The organism is Haliea sp. (genome assembly GCF_041395985.1).
In the GTDB taxonomy this organism is placed as follows: Bacteria; Pseudomonadota; Gammaproteobacteria; order Pseudomonadales; family Halieaceae; genus Haliea.
The window spans coordinates 67,951-85,567 of record NZ_JAWKZJ010000009.1; the positions used below are offsets into that span (position 1 = coordinate 67,951).

The 17,617-nt window shown below is 62.4% G+C and carries 17 protein-coding genes; 8 read left to right on the forward strand and 9 right to left on the reverse strand.

Annotated elements, in window-relative coordinates; translation table 11 throughout:
• Positions 1-44: 44 nt before the first annotated feature.
• Complete coding sequence (locus tag R3E49_RS15480; protein WP_371295873.1) at positions 45-1,433, forward strand: alanine/glycine:cation symporter family protein; 1,389 nt, start codon at positions 45-47, stop codon at positions 1,431-1,433.
• Between the two features lie 23 nt (positions 1,434-1,456).
• Here R3E49_RS15480 and cls read toward each other — a convergent pair whose 3' ends face one another.
• The 3 genes from cls to R3E49_RS15495 all read right to left on the reverse strand — a co-directional run bounded on the left by cls (position 1,457) and on the right by R3E49_RS15495 (position 4,645).
• Positions 1,457-2,887, reverse strand: a complete 1,431-nt coding sequence (gene cls / locus R3E49_RS15485; protein WP_371295874.1) for a cardiolipin synthase — start codon at positions 2,885-2,887, stop codon at positions 1,457-1,459.
• 17 nt (positions 2,888-2,904) lie between these two features.
• On the reverse strand, positions 2,905-3,813 hold the full coding sequence (locus R3E49_RS15490; RefSeq protein ID WP_371295875.1) for a tyrosine-protein phosphatase: 909 nt from the start codon (positions 3,811-3,813) through the stop codon (positions 2,905-2,907).
• Between the two features lie 64 nt (positions 3,814-3,877).
• Positions 3,878-4,645: a class II aldolase/adducin family protein gene (locus tag R3E49_RS15495; protein WP_371295943.1), complete on the reverse strand. Its 768-nt coding sequence runs from the start codon at positions 4,643-4,645 to the stop codon at positions 3,878-3,880.
• Between the two features lie 161 nt (positions 4,646-4,806).
• On the opposite strand from R3E49_RS15495, the gene R3E49_RS15500 reads away from it, so the two are divergent.
• Genes R3E49_RS15500 through R3E49_RS15515 form a run of 4 tightly spaced genes read left to right on the forward strand, consistent with a single transcriptional unit; the run spans position 4,807 to position 9,487 of the window.
• Positions 4,807-5,112: an ArsR/SmtB family transcription factor gene (locus R3E49_RS15500; RefSeq protein ID WP_371295876.1), complete on the forward strand. Its 306-nt coding sequence runs from the start codon at positions 4,807-4,809 to the stop codon at positions 5,110-5,112.
• A 2-nt stretch (positions 5,113-5,114) separates the two neighbouring features.
• Positions 5,115-7,244 (forward strand): efflux RND transporter permease subunit, encoded by a 2,130-nt coding sequence (locus tag R3E49_RS15505; protein WP_371295877.1) that lies wholly within the window; start codon positions 5,115-5,117, stop codon positions 7,242-7,244.
• Entirely contained in the window at positions 7,195-8,433 is a 1,239-nt protein-coding gene (locus R3E49_RS15510; RefSeq protein WP_371295944.1) for an efflux RND transporter permease subunit, read from the forward strand. The genes R3E49_RS15505 and R3E49_RS15510 overlap by 50 nt, the downstream gene beginning before the upstream one ends.
• Positions 8,426-9,487 carry an efflux RND transporter periplasmic adaptor subunit gene (locus R3E49_RS15515; RefSeq protein ID WP_371295878.1) on the forward strand — a complete coding sequence of 354 codons (1,062 nt, stop codon included), beginning with the start codon at positions 8,426-8,428 and terminating at the stop codon, positions 9,485-9,487. The genes R3E49_RS15510 and R3E49_RS15515 overlap by 8 nt, the downstream gene beginning before the upstream one ends.
• A gap of 6 nt (positions 9,488-9,493) precedes the next feature.
• Here R3E49_RS15515 and R3E49_RS15520 read toward each other — a convergent pair whose 3' ends face one another.
• Genes R3E49_RS15520 through R3E49_RS15530 form a run of 3 tightly spaced genes read right to left on the reverse strand, consistent with a single transcriptional unit; the run spans position 9,494 to position 12,243 of the window.
• The gene (locus tag R3E49_RS15520) at positions 9,494-9,856 is read right to left on the reverse strand and encodes a nuclear transport factor 2 family protein (RefSeq protein WP_371295879.1); all 363 of its coding nucleotides are present in this window, start codon (positions 9,854-9,856) and stop codon (positions 9,494-9,496) included.
• Positions 9,857-9,884: 28 nt separating this feature from the next.
• Entirely contained in the window at positions 9,885-11,024 is a 1,140-nt protein-coding gene (locus R3E49_RS15525) for an acyl-CoA dehydrogenase family protein (protein ID WP_371295880.1), read from the reverse strand.
• A gap of 10 nt (positions 11,025-11,034) precedes the next feature.
• Positions 11,035-12,243, reverse strand: coding sequence for an acyl-CoA dehydrogenase family protein (locus tag R3E49_RS15530; RefSeq protein WP_371295881.1), 1,209 nt, complete (start codon positions 12,241-12,243; stop codon positions 11,035-11,037).
• Between the two features lie 262 nt (positions 12,244-12,505).
• Here R3E49_RS15530 and R3E49_RS15535 point away from each other — a divergent pair, with 262 nt between their 5' ends.
• Positions 12,506-13,255 carry an SDR family NAD(P)-dependent oxidoreductase gene (locus tag R3E49_RS15535; RefSeq protein WP_371295882.1) on the forward strand — a complete coding sequence of 250 codons (750 nt, stop codon included), beginning with the start codon at positions 12,506-12,508 and terminating at the stop codon, positions 13,253-13,255.
• A 32-nt stretch (positions 13,256-13,287) separates the two neighbouring features.
• Here the strand turns inward: R3E49_RS15535 and R3E49_RS15540 are convergent, their stop codons facing one another.
• Together R3E49_RS15540 and R3E49_RS15545 are read right to left on the reverse strand one after the other, a co-directional pair.
• A complete protein-coding gene (locus tag R3E49_RS15540; protein ID WP_371295883.1) occupies positions 13,288-14,337 on the reverse strand; it encodes a S1C family serine protease in 1,050 nt (349 codons plus the stop codon).
• Complete coding sequence (locus R3E49_RS15545) at positions 14,334-15,071, reverse strand: DUF1499 domain-containing protein (protein WP_371295884.1); 738 nt, start codon at positions 15,069-15,071, stop codon at positions 14,334-14,336. Before R3E49_RS15545 ends, R3E49_RS15540 begins: the two co-directional genes overlap by 4 nt.
• Before the next feature lie 194 nt (positions 15,072-15,265).
• On the opposite strand from R3E49_RS15545, the gene R3E49_RS15550 reads away from it, so the two are divergent.
• On the forward strand, positions 15,266-16,036 hold the full coding sequence (locus tag R3E49_RS15550) for a glucose 1-dehydrogenase (RefSeq protein ID WP_371295885.1): 771 nt from the start codon (positions 15,266-15,268) through the stop codon (positions 16,034-16,036).
• An 8-nt stretch (positions 16,037-16,044) separates the two neighbouring features.
• Entirely contained in the window at positions 16,045-16,758 is a 714-nt protein-coding gene (locus tag R3E49_RS15555; protein ID WP_371295886.1) for a hypothetical protein, read from the forward strand.
• On the opposite strand, the gene htpX is transcribed toward R3E49_RS15555, so the two are convergent.
• Positions 16,736-17,617: a protease HtpX gene (gene htpX, locus R3E49_RS15560; RefSeq protein ID WP_371295887.1), complete on the reverse strand. Its 882-nt coding sequence runs from the start codon at positions 17,615-17,617 to the stop codon at positions 16,736-16,738. The two genes, R3E49_RS15555 and htpX, sit on opposite strands and share 23 nt — an antisense overlap.

Consider the following 17,617-nt stretch of genomic DNA (forward strand, 5'->3'; position numbering starts at 1 on the left):
CCGCGCGGATTTGCCCATCTCGGGTTTGCGCCCGCGGAGAACCCATGCTGACAGCTTTCAATGATTTCCTCTGGGGCCAGGTGCTTGTTCTGGTACTGGTGGCCGTAGGCCTGTTGTTTACCGTAGCGTCGCGCGGCGTGCAGTTTCGCTATTTCAGGCGCATGTTCGGTGTGTTGCGCGGGGGCATGCACCATGAGCGCGGCCAGGTGAGTTCCTTCCAGGCATTGGTGGTGTCGGTGGCGGGCCGCGTGGGCAGCGGTAATATCGCCGGTGTTGCCGTGGCCATCACCCTCGGCGGCCCGGGTGCGGTGTTCTGGATGTGGCTGATTGGATTGATGGGCATGGCCACGAGCTTTTTCGAGTGTTCCCTGGCGCAGCTGTTCAAACGCACGGAACCCGACGGCAGCTTTCGCGGCGGGCCGGCCTATTACCTGACGCACGGCGTTGGGCAGCGCGGTCTGGCCGCTGTGTATTCCGTGTTGCTGCTGGTCACCTTTGGCCTCGGTTTCAATGCGGTACAGTCCTACGTTGTGGCAACGTCCCTGGCGGAATCCTTTGGTATCTCCACCTGGATCACCGGCGTGGTCATGGTAGTGGTGCTGGGTTCAGTGATTTTCGGCGGCATTCGTCGCATCGCGCTGGTCTCCGAGGTGATTGTGCCGATCATGGCGCTTATGTACTTCCTCGCGGCGCTCGTGGTGATTGCGCTGCATATCACCGAGGTCCCCGCCGCGTTGTGGATTATCGTGAAAAGTGCGTTTGGGCTTGAACAGGCTGTGGGTGGTGGGCTCGGTGCCGTGATTCTGCAGGGGGTCAAACGGGGTCTGTTCAGCAACGAGGCGGGGCTCGGCAGCGCTCCCAATGTCGCGGCGGTGGCGCATGTGCCGCACCCCGCCAATCAGGGCGTGGTGCAGGCTTTCAGCGTATTTATTGACACCATGATCATGTGTAGCTGCACCGCTGTGATTATCCTGCTTTCCGATGTGTACCAGCCGGGTGCGGCGGATGTGGATGGTGTGTTGCTCACCCAGCTTGCCATGGGCAGCCACGTGGGCAGCTGGGGTGCCACGTTCGTATCGGTCGCTCTCGTGCTCTTCGCCTTCAGCTCTATCCTCTACAACTACTACCTCGGTGACAACAGCCTGAGCTTTTTCAGTCACGACAACGCCACGGTGGCAAACGGGTTCCGCGTGGCTGTGCTGGGGCTGGTGTTCTGGGGCTCTTTGCAGGATCTCAGCACTGTGTTCGGCTTCGCCGAAATCACCATGGGACTGCTGGCATTGGTCAACCTGGCCGGACTCGTCTGGATGTACCGGATTGGCATGCGTCTGCTGCGCGACTACGACACACAGCTGCGCCAGGGTGTCGAGCCGCGCCTGCGGCCGGAAGCCTGGCGCGACCTCGATATCGATACGAAGTCCTGGCCGGGTTAGCGGGCTTCACGCGCAGCGCTTGCTCACAGCACCGGTGAAAACAGGCGCGCCGCGCCCATGGCAAGGGGAAACCAGGCTGGTTTGCCGTCGATTTCGGCGGGCGTGACCTCGCGGCACTGCTGTAGATCCGCCTCCAGCATGGCCTGCACCTCGCTGGCAAACTGCTCGCCGTCCACCAGCAGGGTAATTTCGAAGTTCAGCCTGAAGGAGCGGTTATCGAAATTGGCGGTTCCTATGCCCGCCAGGTGATTGTCCATGAGCAGGACTTTCTGGTGCAGGAAGCCGCCCTGATAGCGATAGACCTTCACGCCAGCGGGCAGCAGCTCCCGTGTGAACGACCAGTTTGCCATACCGACAACCGGGCCGTCGGGTTCATCGGGGATTATGACACGCACATCGACACCACGCAGCGCCGCCAGCTGCAGCGCGGACACAATACTCCGGTCGGGTACGAAATAGGGGCTGGCAATCCAGATCCGTTGCCGCGCGGCCACGATAACCTGCAGGAACATCAGCCCGGCCTGCTCCAGAATACTGGAGGGGTCTGAGGGGAAGACGAGCACGTTCTCGTTGCCCCGGTGCACGTCCTCTGCGTCCGGGTGTACCACGCTGAGCACGCGCTGGGTGGCCCAGCGCCAATCCGTGGCAAAGGCCAGCTCGACACCCAGCACGGCCGGCCCCTGTAGGCGCAGGTGGGTGTCGCGCCAGTGGCCGATACGCGGGTCCAGGCCAAGGTATTCGTCGCCGATATTGTGCCCGCCCACCCAGGCGACGCGGCCGTCTACCACGACGATTTTGCGGTGATTGCGAAAGTTCAGCTGAAACCGGTTACGACGACCCTGCGTCGTGTTGAATGCGGCAACCTGCACGCCGGTCTGGCGCAGCTGGCGGCAGAGCCCGGTGCGGTGGAAGTTGCGGCTGCCAATCTCGTCGTACAGCACATGTACGCTGACGCCCGATCGAGCCTTGTCCGACAATACCCTGCCAATACGACGACCGAGGTTGTCGTCGCGAATGATGTAGGATTCCAGCAAGATGTGATGCTCTGCGGATTCCAGCCCGACGAGGATACTGTTGAAAGTCTGTTGGCCGTCAATCAGCAGTTCAACGGCGTTGCCGCTGGCCGCGGGTATGCCGGTGAGGTTGAACAGGGCGTTATACACCGGTTCGGCGGGTGAGCTGGCGACCAGGTGCTTGGCGACTTCGGCTCGCGTCTGCTGCAGCAGCTCGCGTGTTTCCTGCTCCACCGCGTTGCGTTGTTCCAGGTAACCATCAAACTTGGTGCGGCCGAACACCAGATAGCAGGGCACGGCGAGGTAGGGCATGGTGAGCAGCGAGATGGCCCAGGCGATTGCGCCCTGCGCCGTGCGCACGTTGATGATAGCCTCCACGGCCGATACGATGCCCAGTGCGTAGAACAAGACCACCGCTACTGCGATAATCTCGGTGTACATCTCGAGCTCCAAGCGGCCTACCCGGCCCCCGCCAGCAAATGCCGGCGCAGGGTCTGAATGTCCGTTGCGGTGAGCGCCAGGCCATCACGGACATAGGCATCGAAGCTGCCCCAGCGCGCATCAATCTCGTCGAAGCCTGCCTGTAGCCAGCGTGCGTCCACACTCAACATGGTGGCCACGGTCGCGGCTGCAGCCTCGCCCTTGAACACCCGCAGCAGCATCAGCTCGCGACTGCGGGCATCCAGCGCCGGCTCGCGGCTGGCGAGGTAGTCCTGGATAATCTGCTCGTCGGGAACCCCCAGAATGCGCAGTAGGATAGCGGCAGCGAATCCGGTGCGGTCTTTGCCAGCAGTGCACTGCCAGACTACAGGGCGACCCTCGGCCTTGAGCACAGCGTGCATGAATTGACGATATTGCGGCGTGAACTCGTCGGCAAACTGTCGGTTGGCCTGAAGCATGAAGGCATCGGCATCGAACCCTGTGAGATCGTCGCTCTCGATCCGCGCACGCAGCTCGCTCACCATGGCGTTGTTACCGGCATCAAGGGTGGGGATACTCAGCTGCGTAAACGGCGCGTCTTCGGGGACGCGGCTCGGTTCCTCCTCGCGTTCGCCGACAGAGCGGAAGTCGATCAGTGTGTCCAGCTGCAGGCGTTCAAGCTGCTGCAGGTCACTGCGTGTTGCGGTGGCGAAGTGTCCTGAACGGTACAGCTTCCCCCAGGCTACGCGGCGGCCGTCTTCAGTGGTGTAGCCGCCGAGGTCGCGGAAATTGTGGATACCTTCGAAGCCCAGCAGGCGGGCGGACTCCCGTTCAGTGTCGGGCAAATCCGCAGGCAACTGCACGGGTGCAGGCGGTATGAACTGGATAACGGCCAGTGCGATAAGGAACACGGCCAACAGCAATTTGTACCAGAACGCTCGTGACATGCGGTATCCGTCTGGAGGAAAGCCCCGCGCAGGATACCACCCCCGCGCGGACGTTCGTAGCCGCTTATTCGAGTAGTTCGGGCTGCTCCGCAACAATCACGTCGTACAGTGGCTGGAAGCTGAACCAGCCCGCCAGGGGCGAGCCAACAGTGGCTCGGGTCTGCCGCGCACATTCCGCGTTGATCAGCTTTGGTGTGCCGGCGGCCTCGGCCAGGAGTTGTGCCTGGCAGGAGCGCTCCATGGTGATAAACCACCAGGCGGCCTCGTCCACGCTTTCGCCTACGGTCAGCAGGCCGTGGTTCTGCAGGATGGCGGCCTTGCTGTCGCCAAGCGCGGCTGCGATTCGTTCGCCCTCGGAGTTGTCCAGCACAACGCCGGTGAAGTCGTCGAACAGCACGTGGTCCTCATAAAAGGCGCAGGCGTCCTGGGTGATCGGATCCAGCGTGCGTCCCAGGGATGCCCAGGCCTTGCCATACAGCGAGTGCGAATGGGCCGCAGCAGTGACCCGTGGGTGTGCCATGTGGATGCGTGAATGGATGGTGAAGGCCGCGCCGTTGAGCAAGCCGTCACCCTCTAGGACATCGCCGGTGTGGCTGACCAGCAGGAGGTCGGACACCCGCATTTGTTTGAATGAACGCCCCATGGGATTGACCCAGAAGTGATCCCTGTGTTCCGGGTCGCGTACCGTGACGTGGCCTGCAACACCTTCGTCGAAACCGAACTTGCCAAACAGGCGCAGTGTCGCAGCAAGGCGCTGTTTGCGCTCGGTACGCAGCTCGCTGAGGGACTTGTCGGTGGATTCACCGCCCATGCCGCTGGTGTCGCGGTTCATGATGATGTTGTTCGCAGTACGCATTTCAGTGCCTCTTCCGTGTATATTCAAACTTCCAGTGTAGACGGTTTATGCGTGCGCGGGCGTCAAACACTTTACATATTAACTAAATCTAATATAACGTTATGAGCATTGCCGGAGGTGCAACAGGAATGTCAGAGATGGATGCTGCCGCAATGGCCCGGCAGGCGCGACAGGCGGTTGCCTTGCTCAAGGAACTCGCCAATGAACAGCGGCTGCTGATTCTGTGCTCTCTGGTCGAGGGCGAGTGCTCTGTAGGTGCTCTGAATGCGGGTCTGGATCTGTCGCAGTCCGCCTTGTCGCAACACCTCGCGCGCCTGCGCGAAGCAGGCCTCGTGAATGCCCGGCGTGACGGGCAGCAGGTGTATTACTCAATTGCTGCAGGTGAGGTAGCTGCGGTGCTACAGGTGCTGCACTCTCTGTACTGCGGCGAGGAGCAACGCTGAGCATGAGTCACCCATTGGACCGTGTGGTGAACTACACCCTGGGTGGCGGCCTGCCCAAGCTGCTGTTCGTGATTGGCATCGTGGCGGGGATACTGTCACTGGTGTTAACGCCGCGTGAGGAAGAACCGCAGATCGTAGTGCCAGTGGTCGATGTGTTTGTCGAGGCGCCCGGGCTGACCGCCGGGCAGGTAGAACGACAGGTGGCGGTCCCTCTGGAAAAATTGCTGGCGCAGATTTCAGGGGTCGAACATGTGTACTCCACAACGACTGCCGGGCGCTCGGCGGTCACGCTGTCGTTCTATGTTGGTGAGGATCGTGAAGAAGCCCTGCTGAACACGTACAACAAGCTGTATTCTAATCCCCAGCTGTTGCCGGCCGTTGTCAGCCGTTGGCACCTGAGTCCGGTGGAGGTCGATGACGTTGCGATCGTGGTGCTCGCATTGTGGTCGGAGGCTCCGGAGCGCTACAGCGACTATGATTTGCGTCGTGTGGCGGATGAACTGAGTACGCGGCTGCAGCGCCTGCCAGACACGGGGGAAGTGACGGTAACCGGTGGCCGTACCCGTCAGGTACAGATACTGCTTGACCCGGAAAGCCTCGCCGCTCGGCGCACCAGTGCGGCCGAAGTGAGCGCGGCCCTGGCGGCATCCAACCACCTGCAATCCGCCGGCCGCTGGACTTTCAACAACGAGTCGATTCTGCTGGAGAGCGGGGATGCGCTGCGCGGTGCCCACGAGTTGCCCGGGCTGGTTGTGAATGTGATCGATGGTGTGCCTGTGTATTTGCGCGATGTTGCGCGGATTGTGGACGGGCCGCAGGAACCGGCGAGCTACACCTGGATCAGCTTTGCCGGAGACCGCACGGCAAATGGGCAGTCCCCGTCGCGTTATCCCATGGTGACACTGAATGTCGCCAAGAAGCCGGGTACCAATGCAGTGGGCCTTGCGCAGCGGGTGCACGCAGAGCTCGACGCGCTGCAGCGCGAATTGCTCCCGGCGCAGATGCACGTGAGTGTATTGCGCGACTATGGGCAAACGGCGGATGAAAAAGTCAACAACCTGGCCAGCAGTCTGGGCTTTGCCATCGTTACCGTGGTGGTATTTATCAGCGTATTCCTGGGCTGGCGCGCCGGCCTGGTAGTGGGCCTTGCGGTGCCAATCTGCTACGGGTTTACGCTGGCGCTGGACATGGCCTTCGGTTACACCATCAACCGCGTTACCCTGTTTGCATTGATTCTCGCCCTCGGCTTGCTGGTGGATGATCCCATCACCGGTGTCGACAATATCGCACGCAATTTTGCCGTCGGCAGCGGTGCGCGCGCGCGACGCATTGTCGATGCAATGGCAGAGATTCGTGTGCCGTTGCTGATGTCGACCCTGACCATCGTCGTGGCTTTCCTGCCTTTGGCATTTATCACCGGTATGATGGGGCCGTATATGGCGCCCATGGCCTTTAACGTGCCCATCGCCGTTATCAGCAGCACGCTGGTCGCCTTTCTTGTCACCCCCTGGCTTGCCGGGCGCCTGCTGCCCTCGGTGGACAGCCCGGCGCTTGACGCATTGGCGGGGGATAGCGGTGCCAGCAGCCATGGCCTGTACGCCCGGCTGGTGGGGCCCCTGCTCGCACACCGGGGTAGAGCTCGTCTGGTGGTGTGGGTGGTGATTGTGCTGTTTCTGCTCGCAGCCAGTCTCCCCTTGCTGCGCCTTGTGCCTTTGAAATTGCTCCCCTACGACAACAAGAACGAGGTCCAGGTGCTGGTTGACTTACCGGAGTCGGCCACCCTCGAACAGACGGCGGCGTTGACCCAGCGTGTCATGCAGTCCCTGCTGCGAGTGCCCGAGGTACAGACCGTGGCCGCATTTGTCGGCGAGCCCTCGCCGATCGATTTCAACGGCATGGTGCGCCGGCATTACCAGCGTGTGGCGCCGCAGCTGGCTGACATCCGGGTGGTACTGGTGGACAAGGCAGCTCGCGAGCAGCAATCACACGGCGTTGTGCTGCGGATCCGGGCGTTGCTCGCGCCGTTGCAGGCCGAGGGGGTGCATCTGAAGGTGGTGGAGGTACCTCCGGGTCCCCCCCGTGATGAGCACGCTGGTGGCAGAGGTGTATGGCGACACGTTGACACCGTATGAACAGCAGCAGGCTGCCGCCCGACAGTTGGCGGCGCGGCTGGCCCGAGAGGCCCATGTGGTGGAGGTGGATACCTCGGTAGAGGCGCGGCAGATGCGCTGGCGTTTTGTCGCGGACAAGCCGCGAGCGGCACTGTCCGGCGTGTCGACGGCGGATATCAATGACACCATTGCCATGGCGAACGAAGGTCTGGTGGCAGGGTATTTGCAGGAGGCCAGTGAGGCGGTGCCCTTGCCCCTGCTGCTGCGCCTTGCCCCCGAACAGCGTGTCTCGCCACATGATTTTGCACGCTTGCAGGTCAAGGGGCGTGCCGGCATCACCCAGGCCAGCAAGGCCAGCGGGCTGGATGCGGCGCCGCAACCCCTGGTGGCGCTGGGCGAGCTTGGGGAGTTTCGGCAATTGGCGGCCGATCAGGCGATCTACCGCAAGGACCTGCGCCCGGTGGTGTATGTCACTGCTGAGCTGTCGGGCCGTCCTCCCGCCGATGTGATTGCCGATATCGTAGCCGACCAGGGCACCAGCCCGGGCAGTGCGAACGACTGGCCACAGCGCAGCTTCCTCAATCCTGGCGGCGGTGATGGCTGGGAGCTCCCCGAGGACATCGAGGTGCGCTGGACGGGTGAGGGGGAGTGGCGGATCACGGTCGATGTGTTCCGCGATATGGGGTTGGCATTCGCTTTCGCCCTGGTGGCAATCTTCTTTGTGTTGCGGGTGCAAACCAATTCCTCCGCACTGTCGCTGATTATCATGGCGGCCATCCCATTGACCGTGATCGGCATCATGCCAGGATTCTGGTGGCTGAATATGTTGGGAGAGCGGAGTGTTGCGGGTGCTCCCGACCCGGTGTTGTTCACCGCAACGGCGATGATCGGCATGATCGCGCTGGCGGGGATCGTGGTGCGCAATTCACTGATCCTTGTTGAGTTTGTTACGCAGGCCCGGGATCGGGGAGCGAGCATTCGCAACGCTCTGCTGGAAGCAGGGCATGTGCGCATGCGTCCGGTGCTGTTGACGGCGGGCACAACCTTGCTCGGTAACCTGGTGATTATTCTGGACCCGGTCTTCAGCGGCCTGGCGCTGGCAATTATTTTCGGCATCATCGCGTCGACCCTGTTGACGCTGGTGGTGGTGCCTGTGGTGTATCTACTGGTCTTCGACCGAGAGACCGGGGAGGTCGCAAGCAATGCGTAGTGTCTGGAAATGGGTGCCGGCTCTGGCGGCGATCGTGGTGCTGGTGCTGATGGTGAGCTGGATGGCCGGGGTCTTCGATGACCGCCTTGCGCCAGGTCTTGCGCCGCCTCCTGTTGAGGCACAGCAGGCGGCCTATCTCGTAACCATGGAGGACGTCGCCATTACCGAACCGGTGCCGGGCTCTGTGGAAGCGAAACAGGCGACGCTGATATCGTCACGCATCATGGCGCGCATCGAGCGGATACTGGTGCGCGCCGGAGACACCGTCAGCGAGGGGCAGCTCCTGCTGGAGCTGGAAAAGACGGATCTGGAAGCGCGTGTTGCCCAGGCCAGTAATCAGATTACCGCTGTGCGCGCCCGCTTCACGGAAGCCGAACGCAACCTGCAGCGCAGCATTGAGTTGCAGGATCGTGGCCTGCTTTCGGCGTCCGATCGGGATGCTGCCCAGGCAACGCGCGACAGCCTGCAGGCTGATCTGCAGCGCGTGCAGCAAGGGCTCGAGGAAGCACGCGCGGCGCTGGCCTATGCCTCTATTCGTTCGCCACTGGATGGCCGGGTTGTGGACCGCTTTGCAGAGCCGGGTGATACGGCAGCCCCAGGTACACGACTGTTGTCGCTGTACAATCCGCTGTCGCTGCGGGTGGAAGCAAGCGTTCGCGAACAGTTGGCAGTGAGCCTGACCGTGGGCCAGACGGTACCGGTGAGCCTGCCGGCACTGGACAGCAGGGTGAGTGGCAGTATCGAGGAGATCGTGCCGGCGGCCGAGCCCGGTTCCCGGAGTTTTCTGGTTAAGATCCGTCTGCCCTACGATGACCGGCTGCTGCCGGGATTGTATGCACGCATTGAAGTGCCGGCGGGCAGTGAGCAGCGCATCCGTGTGCCCGAGACGCTGCTGGCACGGGTGGGACAGCTGTGGGTGGCTTACGTTGCAGGTCCGGAGGGGCCAGAACGCCGGTTTTTACGCGTTGGCAAGCGCAACGCCGATGGCCGGGTCGAGGTCGTTGCCGGTTTGGAGCCTGGCGACCGCGTGCTACCGGCAACCGCAGACCCGTGAGCCAGGTCAGCCGTCCTTGCGCAGGTTATCCGGGCCCCAGTAGGCTTTCATGCTGCTGATCTTGCCGTTGTCATCGAATTCAAACACATCGATGACGTCAATCTGCATTCCCGGCATGACAACGTGAAACGGGAAGGCGACCGCATTGCCAGCGCAGCGCACCTGCCCTGACAGCCGCAGTTTGGCGCCGGCGCCCAAGGCACCCTGGTAAAACGCGCAGATGGCATCCAGGCCGCGGTGCGGCTCCGTGCCAACCGGGTCTTCTACCACCGCATTGTCGGCGTACATGCCGCGAATAATCTCTACGTCGGACTTTTCAAAGGCCTCAACGTAGCGTTCTACCATGGCGATCTTGTCTGCATTGTTCATCAGTGACCTCGTTTTCTGTGGTGTGCCTTCAATAGCCGCACAGGGTGGCATAGCGGTTTTTGTGGAAACCGGTGTCGCCAAAAATCTGCATGGCAGTGCGTGCGCGTTTCAGGAAGAACCCGATCTCGAGCTCATCGGTTACCCCGATGCCGCCGTGCATCTGCACGGCCTCATTGGTGGCGTGCCTGCCCAGGTCGTTGAGAGTGGCCTTGGCGAGGCTGGCCATAATGGCCAGCTGCTGTGGCTGCTCGTCCACGACGGTCAGCGCCTGCAGGACCACGGAGCGTGCAAGCTCCAGCTCCGCCTGTAAGCTGGCCGCGCGGTGTTGCAGGGCCTGGAAGCTGCCAATGGGCACGCCGAACTGCACGCGCTCCTTCAGCCAAGCCACCGTACGCGCGAACACTTCTTCAACGCTGCCCAGCATTTCGGCCGCCATGGCGATGCGACCGCGGTCGAGCACGTCGTCAAGCCAGGAACCGGCTTCACCCTCGGTGCCGATGACCTGGTTGCTGGCGATGCTGACCTCGGTAAAATGGATATTGGCGGCGTTGCGGCTGTCGGCCATCACGGTGCGTTCGATGTCAACGCCGGCCGTGCCGCGCGGGACCAGCACCACCGAGAGACCGTCGCGGCTGCTTGTCTCGCCTGCGCTGCGGGCGACTACCAGCAGTGCATCCGCCGAATGACCGTCGAGTACAAACAGCTTCTCACCGGAAAGCAGAAAGCCGTCACCCGACCTCTCCAGCCGGGTGGCGATATGGTGCGGTCGGTGATGGTGTCCTTCCTCCAGCGCCAGCGCCAGCGTGAGTTCACCCGCTGCGACCTGTGGCAGGTAGACTGCTTTCTGGGCTTCGGTGCCGCCCAGCAACAGCGCGGATGCGCCGACAACCGCCGTGGCGAACAGCGGGCTCGCGGCCAGGGTGCGGCCGGTTTCCTGTAGCACCACGCCGAGGCCACTGAAGCCGAAGTCCAGGCCGCCAACGTCCTCGGGCAGGATCACGCTCGCCCAACCCAACTCCGCCATGTGTCGCCAGAGCTCCGGGTCATAACCCAGCGGGTCGCGGGCGTCGCGCAGGGCGCGCAGGGCGCTGACGGGCGACTGTTTCTGCAGAAATTCGCGTGCTGTTTCGGCCAGCAAGCGCTGCTCTTCATTCAAAACCAGTGCCATGCTGTTCTCCTCAGGACTCGGTGACTGCTTTGGGGGGCTGCGGCAACTGCAGGACGTGGTTGGCGATCACATTCAGCTGCACTTCGCTGGTGCCGCCGGCGATGGTCATGGCTTTTGACATCGCCCAGAGGCGGGTGGTGTCGAGCTCCTCCGGCGTGAACCCGGGCGCCTCCCAGCCCAGGCCGCGGGTGCCCATAATGGCCAGCAGCAGCTCGTTCTTGTCCTTGATGGCCTCCGTACCAAGGTACTTCATCGCCAGTCCGACGGTGCCCTTGATGCCCGCCGCGCGTTCTTCAAAGCTGCGCATGTGGGTCAGTCCGATCGCATGCATACGCATTTCGTAGTCGACCAGGTCGCTGCGCAGCTGTGGGTTGGCGATGCGGCCGTCGGTGAACTCCAGATAGCGACGCGCGGCCTCAACCGGAGGGATTTCCTTGCGCGGCGAATCTCCGCCGATTTCCGCCATCAGCTTGCGCTCGTGGACCAGCAGCGCCTTGGCCACCGACCATCCCTGGTTCAGCTTGCCGACCAGGTTGCTCTTCGGCACGCGAACGTTGTCGAAAAAGGTCTGGCAGAACTCGGAATCACCGCTGATCAGCTCAATCGGCGTGGTGCTCACCCCGGGGCTTGCCATGTCGATGAGCAGGAAGCTGATGCCCTCCTGCTTCTTGGCGTGGGGATCGGTGCGTACCAGGCAGAATATCCAGTCTGAGCGGTCCGCGGCCGTTGTCCATATCTTGCTGCCGTTGACCAGGAAGTGATCCCCCTGGTCCTCGGCCCGTGTTTGCAGGCTGGCGAGGTCGGAGCCTGCGCCGGGCTCGGAGTAGCCCTGACACCAGCGAAACTCACCGTTAACGATGGCCCGCAGGTGCTCCTGCTTCTGTGCCTCACTGCCATATTCCAGCAGCGCCGGTCCCAACATCCACAAACCCAGACTGTACAGGGGGGTGCGCGCGTTGATGCGCTTCATTTCTTCTTTCAGAATCTGCCCCTGCTGCGGCGTGAGGCCGCCGCCGCCATAGGCCGTGGGCCATTCCGGCGCTGTCCAGCCGCGGTCGCGCATCCGCTCGAACCAGACGCGTGCATCTTCGCTGGCAAAGCTGCCGCGGCGTCCGCCCCAGTACTGTTCTTCCGGTGTATTGGGCAGTCGCTGCGAAGCGGGGCAGTTGGCTTCCAGCCATTGCCGCGTTTCCTCGCGAAACTGGTCTAGGTCTTCCACGCGCAATCTCCTGTGTTACGGCCGTTTTCGCGCTGCCGGAAAGGCGCGCGCGGCGAGTGTGCCAAGGGTAATGACCGCGCCGGTATAAGCAAACGACTGAGGGCATTGCCGGGTCCGAGATGCAGCACTGGTATAGAGCAGCAAACCCTCCACGGCTGTGCAATCACCTGCGTCGAGTTCAGTGCTGCGTACCGCCGGAATTGACGCTCTTGTGGGCTCTGGTTCATGCTCCGGCGCTGGAATTCATTCACGAGGGCAGGCAATGCAGCGTTTCACGAACAGGGTGGTCATGGTCACGGGTGCCGGCAGCGGTATTGGACGCGCAGCGGCGGTGCGCATAGCTGCTGAAGGTGGCAGCGTGTACTGCGTGGATATCAGTCAGGCTGGCCTCGACGAAACCGTGGCGACCATCACGGCGGCGGGCGGCGAGGCAACTGGACAGTGTTGCGATGTGTCTGATGAAACACAGGTCAAGGATACGGTGGCCGCCTGTGTTGCCCGCTATGGCAGCCTTTACGCGCTGGTGAACATGGCCGGCATTCTGCGTTTCGACGATACTGATGCGATTGCACTGGACGCTTTCCAGCGCGTCATTGCGGTCAACCTGACGGGGACGCTGCTGCTCTGCCGGGAAGTCCTGCCTCACCTGATGGAGACCCGGGGCAGTATCGTAAACGCAGCGTCCACTGCGGCGCTCGCCGGACTGCCCTGTGGCGCAGCGTATTCAGCGAGCAAGGGTGGCGTGCTGGCGATGACACGCAGTATCGCCGTCGAATTTGCCAAGCGCGGCGTACGGGCCAACTGCGTCTGTCCCGGCGATATCAACAGCGGCATGACCACCGGTATCGAGTGGCCACCCAACATGGATTTTGAATTGATCGGACGTATTTCCTCTCTGTCCGGTCCAAAAGATGCCGAGGTCATGGCCGGGGTCATTGCCATGCTGGCATCCGAGGATGCAGTGCATATCACCGGCGAGGACATCCGGGTCGACGGTGGCACACTTTCCTGATGTTTGTGCAGCGTCCTCGTAGGCGCTGCTCGCTACTCTGAATCGCTCAATCTGACGCTCACCTCGCGCCGCTCATCGCCGCGGCGCAGGGTGATTGTCACTGTGTCGCCCGGTTCATGCTGCTCGATCAGGCTCAGGTAATCGTCATTGCTGCGCACGGCCTCGCCGTCCACGGCAGTGATTATGTCCCCCAGAAGGATTTCCCCTCGCGCGTTGCGGTAGGCACCGCGGATGCCTGCGCGGTCTGCAGGCAGGCCAGGGAATACGCGCACCACAGGCAGCCCCTCAATCCGGTAGCGACGAATCCAGCGATCGCTGGCCAGTTCCAGGCCGAGACTGGGCCTCTGGATACGGCCGTAGCTGATCAGCTGGGGCACCACTTCCCGAACCGTGTTCACGGGAATCGCAAAGCCGATGCCCGCACTGGCCCCGCTGGGGCTGTAGATAGCGGTGTTCACGCCCACCAGTTGCCCCATGGAATTGAGCAGGGGCCCGCCCGAGTTGCCCGGGTTGATGGCGGCATCGGTCTGGATGACGCCGCGGATGGTGCGGTTGCCCGGCGCGCGGATCTCGCGCCCCAGTGCGCTCACCACACCCGTGGTCAGTGTGGTGTCGAGTCCGAAAGGATTGCCGATAGCAAGGACCTTGCGACCCACGCTGAGCTCCGACGAATCGCCCAGCGGTAGCGTGGTCAGCCCCGCAGGCGGGTTTTGTATGCGCAGCACGGCAAGATCTTTCTCCGGCGCCACGCCAATGACCTCGGCGTCGTATTCGCTGCGATCCTGCAGGGTGACCGTCAACCGGTGTGCCCCGGCTATGACGTGAAAGTTGGTGACAATCAGGCCGCTGGGGTCCCACACGAAACCTGTTCCGGAACCGCGCGGTATCTCGTGTACGTTCAGTGAGAACAGGTCCCGCCGCAGGGCCTTATTGGTAACGAATACCACCGCGGGGCTGGCCCTGCTGAAGATCTCCGTGCTGTTGGCCTCGTCCTCGGTGGCGAAGCTCAGGTAGTCGGCCTCCTGGGCCAGAGCCGAAGGCAGTAGCAGGGCAAGACCCAGCGCGCACAGCCAGTGTTTCACAGCTGTCCTCCCTGATCCTCCGCGAAGGTCGTCTTGAACGCCCGGATGCGCTTGGCGTTGGCGCCGATGTCGCCCACACCCACCCGCGAAACTGAACGCAGGTCGATCACGCTGCCGTCGGAGGTGGAGCGGATGCGCACCGCAATATCATCCTTGAAAGCCATGATGGCCGTGGTGTCGACCGCCTCGAATCGCCATGCATCCGCGTCCTGCCAGGTGACTTCCCAGCCCAGCTTGTCAGCGACGGCCAGCGCATGGCGGAAAGCATTGTTCGCGCTGCGTTCACTGCGCAGTGACTGCAGGTCCGGATAGGCGTCCTGCTGCGCGCCCAGACTGTCGGGCTTGATGTCCAGTGGGTTGCTATCCGGGCCACGCAGGGACGGCGCGTGGCTGAATGTTGGTGGGTCGCTGAGGTCGGTGGTGATGTCGTGAATCGCGGGGTAGTCTCCCCGCCCCGCCACAACCGACAGGAAAAGCAGCGTGCCAGGCAACGCGCACGCCAGTCCTGTGAGGAGTCGCTTGCGTTGCTGGCGGTAGCGCGGCAGTACAGAAAGCACCGTGAGCACCAGCGCGGTGATTGCCGCCAGCAGGCAGGCCAGCGCGTAAAGCAGCAGGCCCTGCTGCCAGTGGCCGGAACGTACAACCAGTACTGCCAGTGGCAGCGTCAGCAGTAAAATGGCGCTGAAGTAGAAGAGCAGCGTTGGCAGGCGGGCAGGACGTTGATGATCGGTCATGTCGGGCTCCAGACGAAGTCGCAGTGTGAGTGAGAATACTATTCCGCAACGCTTCGTGCGAGGCCCGTCTACGGTTCAACAGAGCAGTCACGCCCTGCGTTTCGAGGCCGGCGCATTGAGCTTTGTGGGGGCATTTGCTTAACTCCAGCGCTCACACAGATAACACGCCCGCGTCGGGCACGAGGAGCTGCAGTATGGGACGAGTCGCCGGTAAAGTCGCCATTGTTACAGGTGCCGCCAGTGGAATGGGCAAGGCAGACGCCATTCTGCTGGCAGAGGAAGGTGCCTCTGTGGTGGTCGCTGACCTGAACGAGAAAGATGGTCAGGCGGTCGCGGACAGCATCGGTGAGCGCGCGCGTTTCATGCGCCTGGATGTTTCCGATGAAGACAACTGGCGACAGGTTATCGCCGACACCCTGAACGTGTTTGGGCGCCTGGACATTCTGGTGAACAACGCCGGCATGCTGACCATCGCGTCGATTGTGGACACGGACCTGGCGACATTCCGCAAAGTGCAGTCCGTCAACAGTGAAGGCGTGTTTCTCGGCTGCAAGCACGCCATCCCGGCCATGGAGCAGAGTGGCGGCGGTTCAATCATCAACATGTCATCGGTGGCCGCGATCCAGGGCATTTCCTTTGCCGCGGCCTACAGCGCCAGCAAGGGCGCGGTGCGCTCCATCACCAAATCCATCGCGATGTACTGCAAGGAAAAGGGCAACGGCATCCGCTGTAATTCCATTCACCCGGATGGTGTGCGTACACCCATGGTCATCAAGGCAGCAACCGGTAAGGACTCGGCGTCCCCGGAGGAACTGGCTTCGCTGCAGGGCAACGATATGTGCAACCCGGAAGACATCGCGCAGATGGTGCTCTACCTCGCCGCGGATGAGTCCTGGTTCGTCAACGGGACCGAAATGCTGATTGATAACTGCTCCACGATCACGCCGCCTGTCGGCCTGTCATAGGAGGCACCATGGAAAAGGTACAGTACGCGCTCTGGCGCACCCCCGCAGTGGGCGAAGATGCATTTCGTGCAGGTTTGCTGGCTGATCTGGTGCCGGCGCTGCAGCGCCTGGAATCGGTTCGGGGGCTGCGCCTCGCCGTGGTGGACTCGGCCGTGGCGCCCGCCGCAGACAAGCGCCTGGCCAACTCCGACAGCCTGCCAGACGCACTGCTCTCGGTCTGGCTGGACGACGCCTGGCGCAGGCCACAGCCCATGACCCTGGTGCCCGATCTGGTGGCTCGCAGCCACGCCTGGCTGGTGTCTGAGGCGGAGCCTATCGTCAACTCGACCCAGCCGCCGGGTGCCGATGCGCGGGTCCCCGGTTTCTGCCAGGTGGCCCTGCTGCAGCGTCCGCCGCGGCTCAACGTCGCTGAATGGCTGCACATCTGGAAGGGTAGCCATTGGCAGATTGCCATTGATACGCAGTCGACCTTCGGCTACCGGCAGAATCTGGTGGTTTGCGATCTCGACGGGGGTGGACCCGCCCTGGATGCCATCGTAGAAGAGGACTTTCCGGCCGAGGCGATGAGTTCTGCATACAGTTTCTATGCCGCGCCGGACGATGCGACCCTGCAGGCTCACCAGACGGCCATGATGGAGAGTTGTGCGCGCTTCATCGACTTCGACAAGATTGATGTCGTGCCGATGAGCGCGTACTGGTTCAGCCCTGCTGCAGGGCCCTGATACGGTCTTCCAGTGGCGGGTGCGAGCGGAACAGGGCGGAGAACCCTTCTTTCAACTGTTCGCTGATGCCGAATGCTGTCAGCTCTCCCGGCAGGTCCTGGGGCAGGCCCTGTTCGGCACGCAGGCGCTGCAGCGCGGCAACCATGGCGCCGCTGCCGGCGAGTCGGGCACCCGCGGCATCGGCGCGGTATTCACGCCAGCGCGAAAACCAGAACACGATCATGCTGGCGAGGATGCCCAGGACCAGTTCGGCGACAATCGTGACCACGTAGTAACCAATACCGTAACCGCGCTCGGTCTTGAAGATGACCCGGTCAACCGTGTGTCCGATGATACGCGCAAGAAACATGACAAAGGTATTGACCACCCCCTGAATCAGGGTCAGCGTCACCATGTCGCCATTGGCGACGTGGCCGATTTCATGGGCCATGACGGCACGGACTTCGGCGGGCTGGAAACGCTGCAACATGCCGCTGGACACGGCAACCAGTGCCGCATTGCGATTCCAGCCCGTGGCAAAGGCGTTGGCGGCCTCGGAGGGGAAAATGCCCACCTCCGGCATGCCGATGCCCACCTCGTCGGCAAGTTCCCGCACCGTATCCAGCAGCCACTGTTCCTCACGGTTCCGCGGTTGCTCGATAATGTAGGTTCCCGTGCCTCGCTTTGCCATCCACTTGGACAGAAACAGAGAGATCAGCGACCCACCGAAGCCGAACAGGGCGCAGAAGATGAGCAGGGGCCCCAGGTTCAGGTCCACCCCGTTGGCGGCAAGAATACCCTCCAGGCCCAGCAGATTGAAAATAATGCTGACCAGTACCAGTACTGCAATGTTTGTGGCAAGGAAGAGCAGGATTCTCAT

What these genes read in the sequence shown, in the direction of transcription:
- R3E49_RS15550 (WP_371295885.1), top strand. Translation starts at nt 15,266, where the DNA reads ATGGGACGAGTCGCCGGTAAAGTCGCCATTGTTACAGGTGCCGCCAGT.
- htpX (WP_371295887.1), bottom strand. Translation starts at nt 17,617, where the DNA reads ATGAGAATCCTGCTCTTCCTTGCCACAAACATTGCAGTACTGGTACTG.
- R3E49_RS15525 (WP_371295880.1), bottom strand. Translation starts at nt 11,024, where the DNA reads ATGGCACTGGTTTTGAATGAAGAGCAGCGCTTGCTGGCCGAAACAGCA.
- R3E49_RS15535 (WP_371295882.1), top strand. Translation starts at nt 12,506, where the DNA reads ATGCAGCGTTTCACGAACAGGGTGGTCATGGTCACGGGTGCCGGCAGC.
- R3E49_RS15510 (WP_371295944.1), top strand. Translation starts at nt 7,195, where the DNA reads ATGAGCACGCTGGTGGCAGAGGTGTATGGCGACACGTTGACACCGTAT.
- R3E49_RS15505 (WP_371295877.1), top strand. Translation starts at nt 5,115, where the DNA reads ATGAGTCACCCATTGGACCGTGTGGTGAACTACACCCTGGGTGGCGGC.
- R3E49_RS15500 (WP_371295876.1), top strand. Translation starts at nt 4,807, where the DNA reads ATGGATGCTGCCGCAATGGCCCGGCAGGCGCGACAGGCGGTTGCCTTG.
- R3E49_RS15490 (WP_371295875.1), bottom strand. Translation starts at nt 3,813, where the DNA reads ATGTCACGAGCGTTCTGGTACAAATTGCTGTTGGCCGTGTTCCTTATC.
- R3E49_RS15495 (WP_371295943.1), bottom strand. Translation starts at nt 4,645, where the DNA reads ATGAACCGCGACACCAGCGGCATGGGCGGTGAATCCACCGACAAGTCC.
- R3E49_RS15520 (WP_371295879.1), bottom strand. Translation starts at nt 9,856, where the DNA reads ATGAACAATGCAGACAAGATCGCCATGGTAGAACGCTACGTTGAGGCC.
- R3E49_RS15555 (WP_371295886.1), top strand. Translation starts at nt 16,045, where the DNA reads ATGGAAAAGGTACAGTACGCGCTCTGGCGCACCCCCGCAGTGGGCGAA.
- R3E49_RS15545 (WP_371295884.1), bottom strand. Translation starts at nt 15,071, where the DNA reads ATGACCGATCATCAACGTCCTGCCCGCCTGCCAACGCTGCTCTTCTAC.
- R3E49_RS15515 (WP_371295878.1), top strand. Translation starts at nt 8,426, where the DNA reads ATGCGTAGTGTCTGGAAATGGGTGCCGGCTCTGGCGGCGATCGTGGTG.
- R3E49_RS15480 (WP_371295873.1), top strand. Translation starts at nt 45, where the DNA reads ATGCTGACAGCTTTCAATGATTTCCTCTGGGGCCAGGTGCTTGTTCTG.
- cls (WP_371295874.1), bottom strand. Translation starts at nt 2,887, where the DNA reads ATGTACACCGAGATTATCGCAGTAGCGGTGGTCTTGTTCTACGCACTG.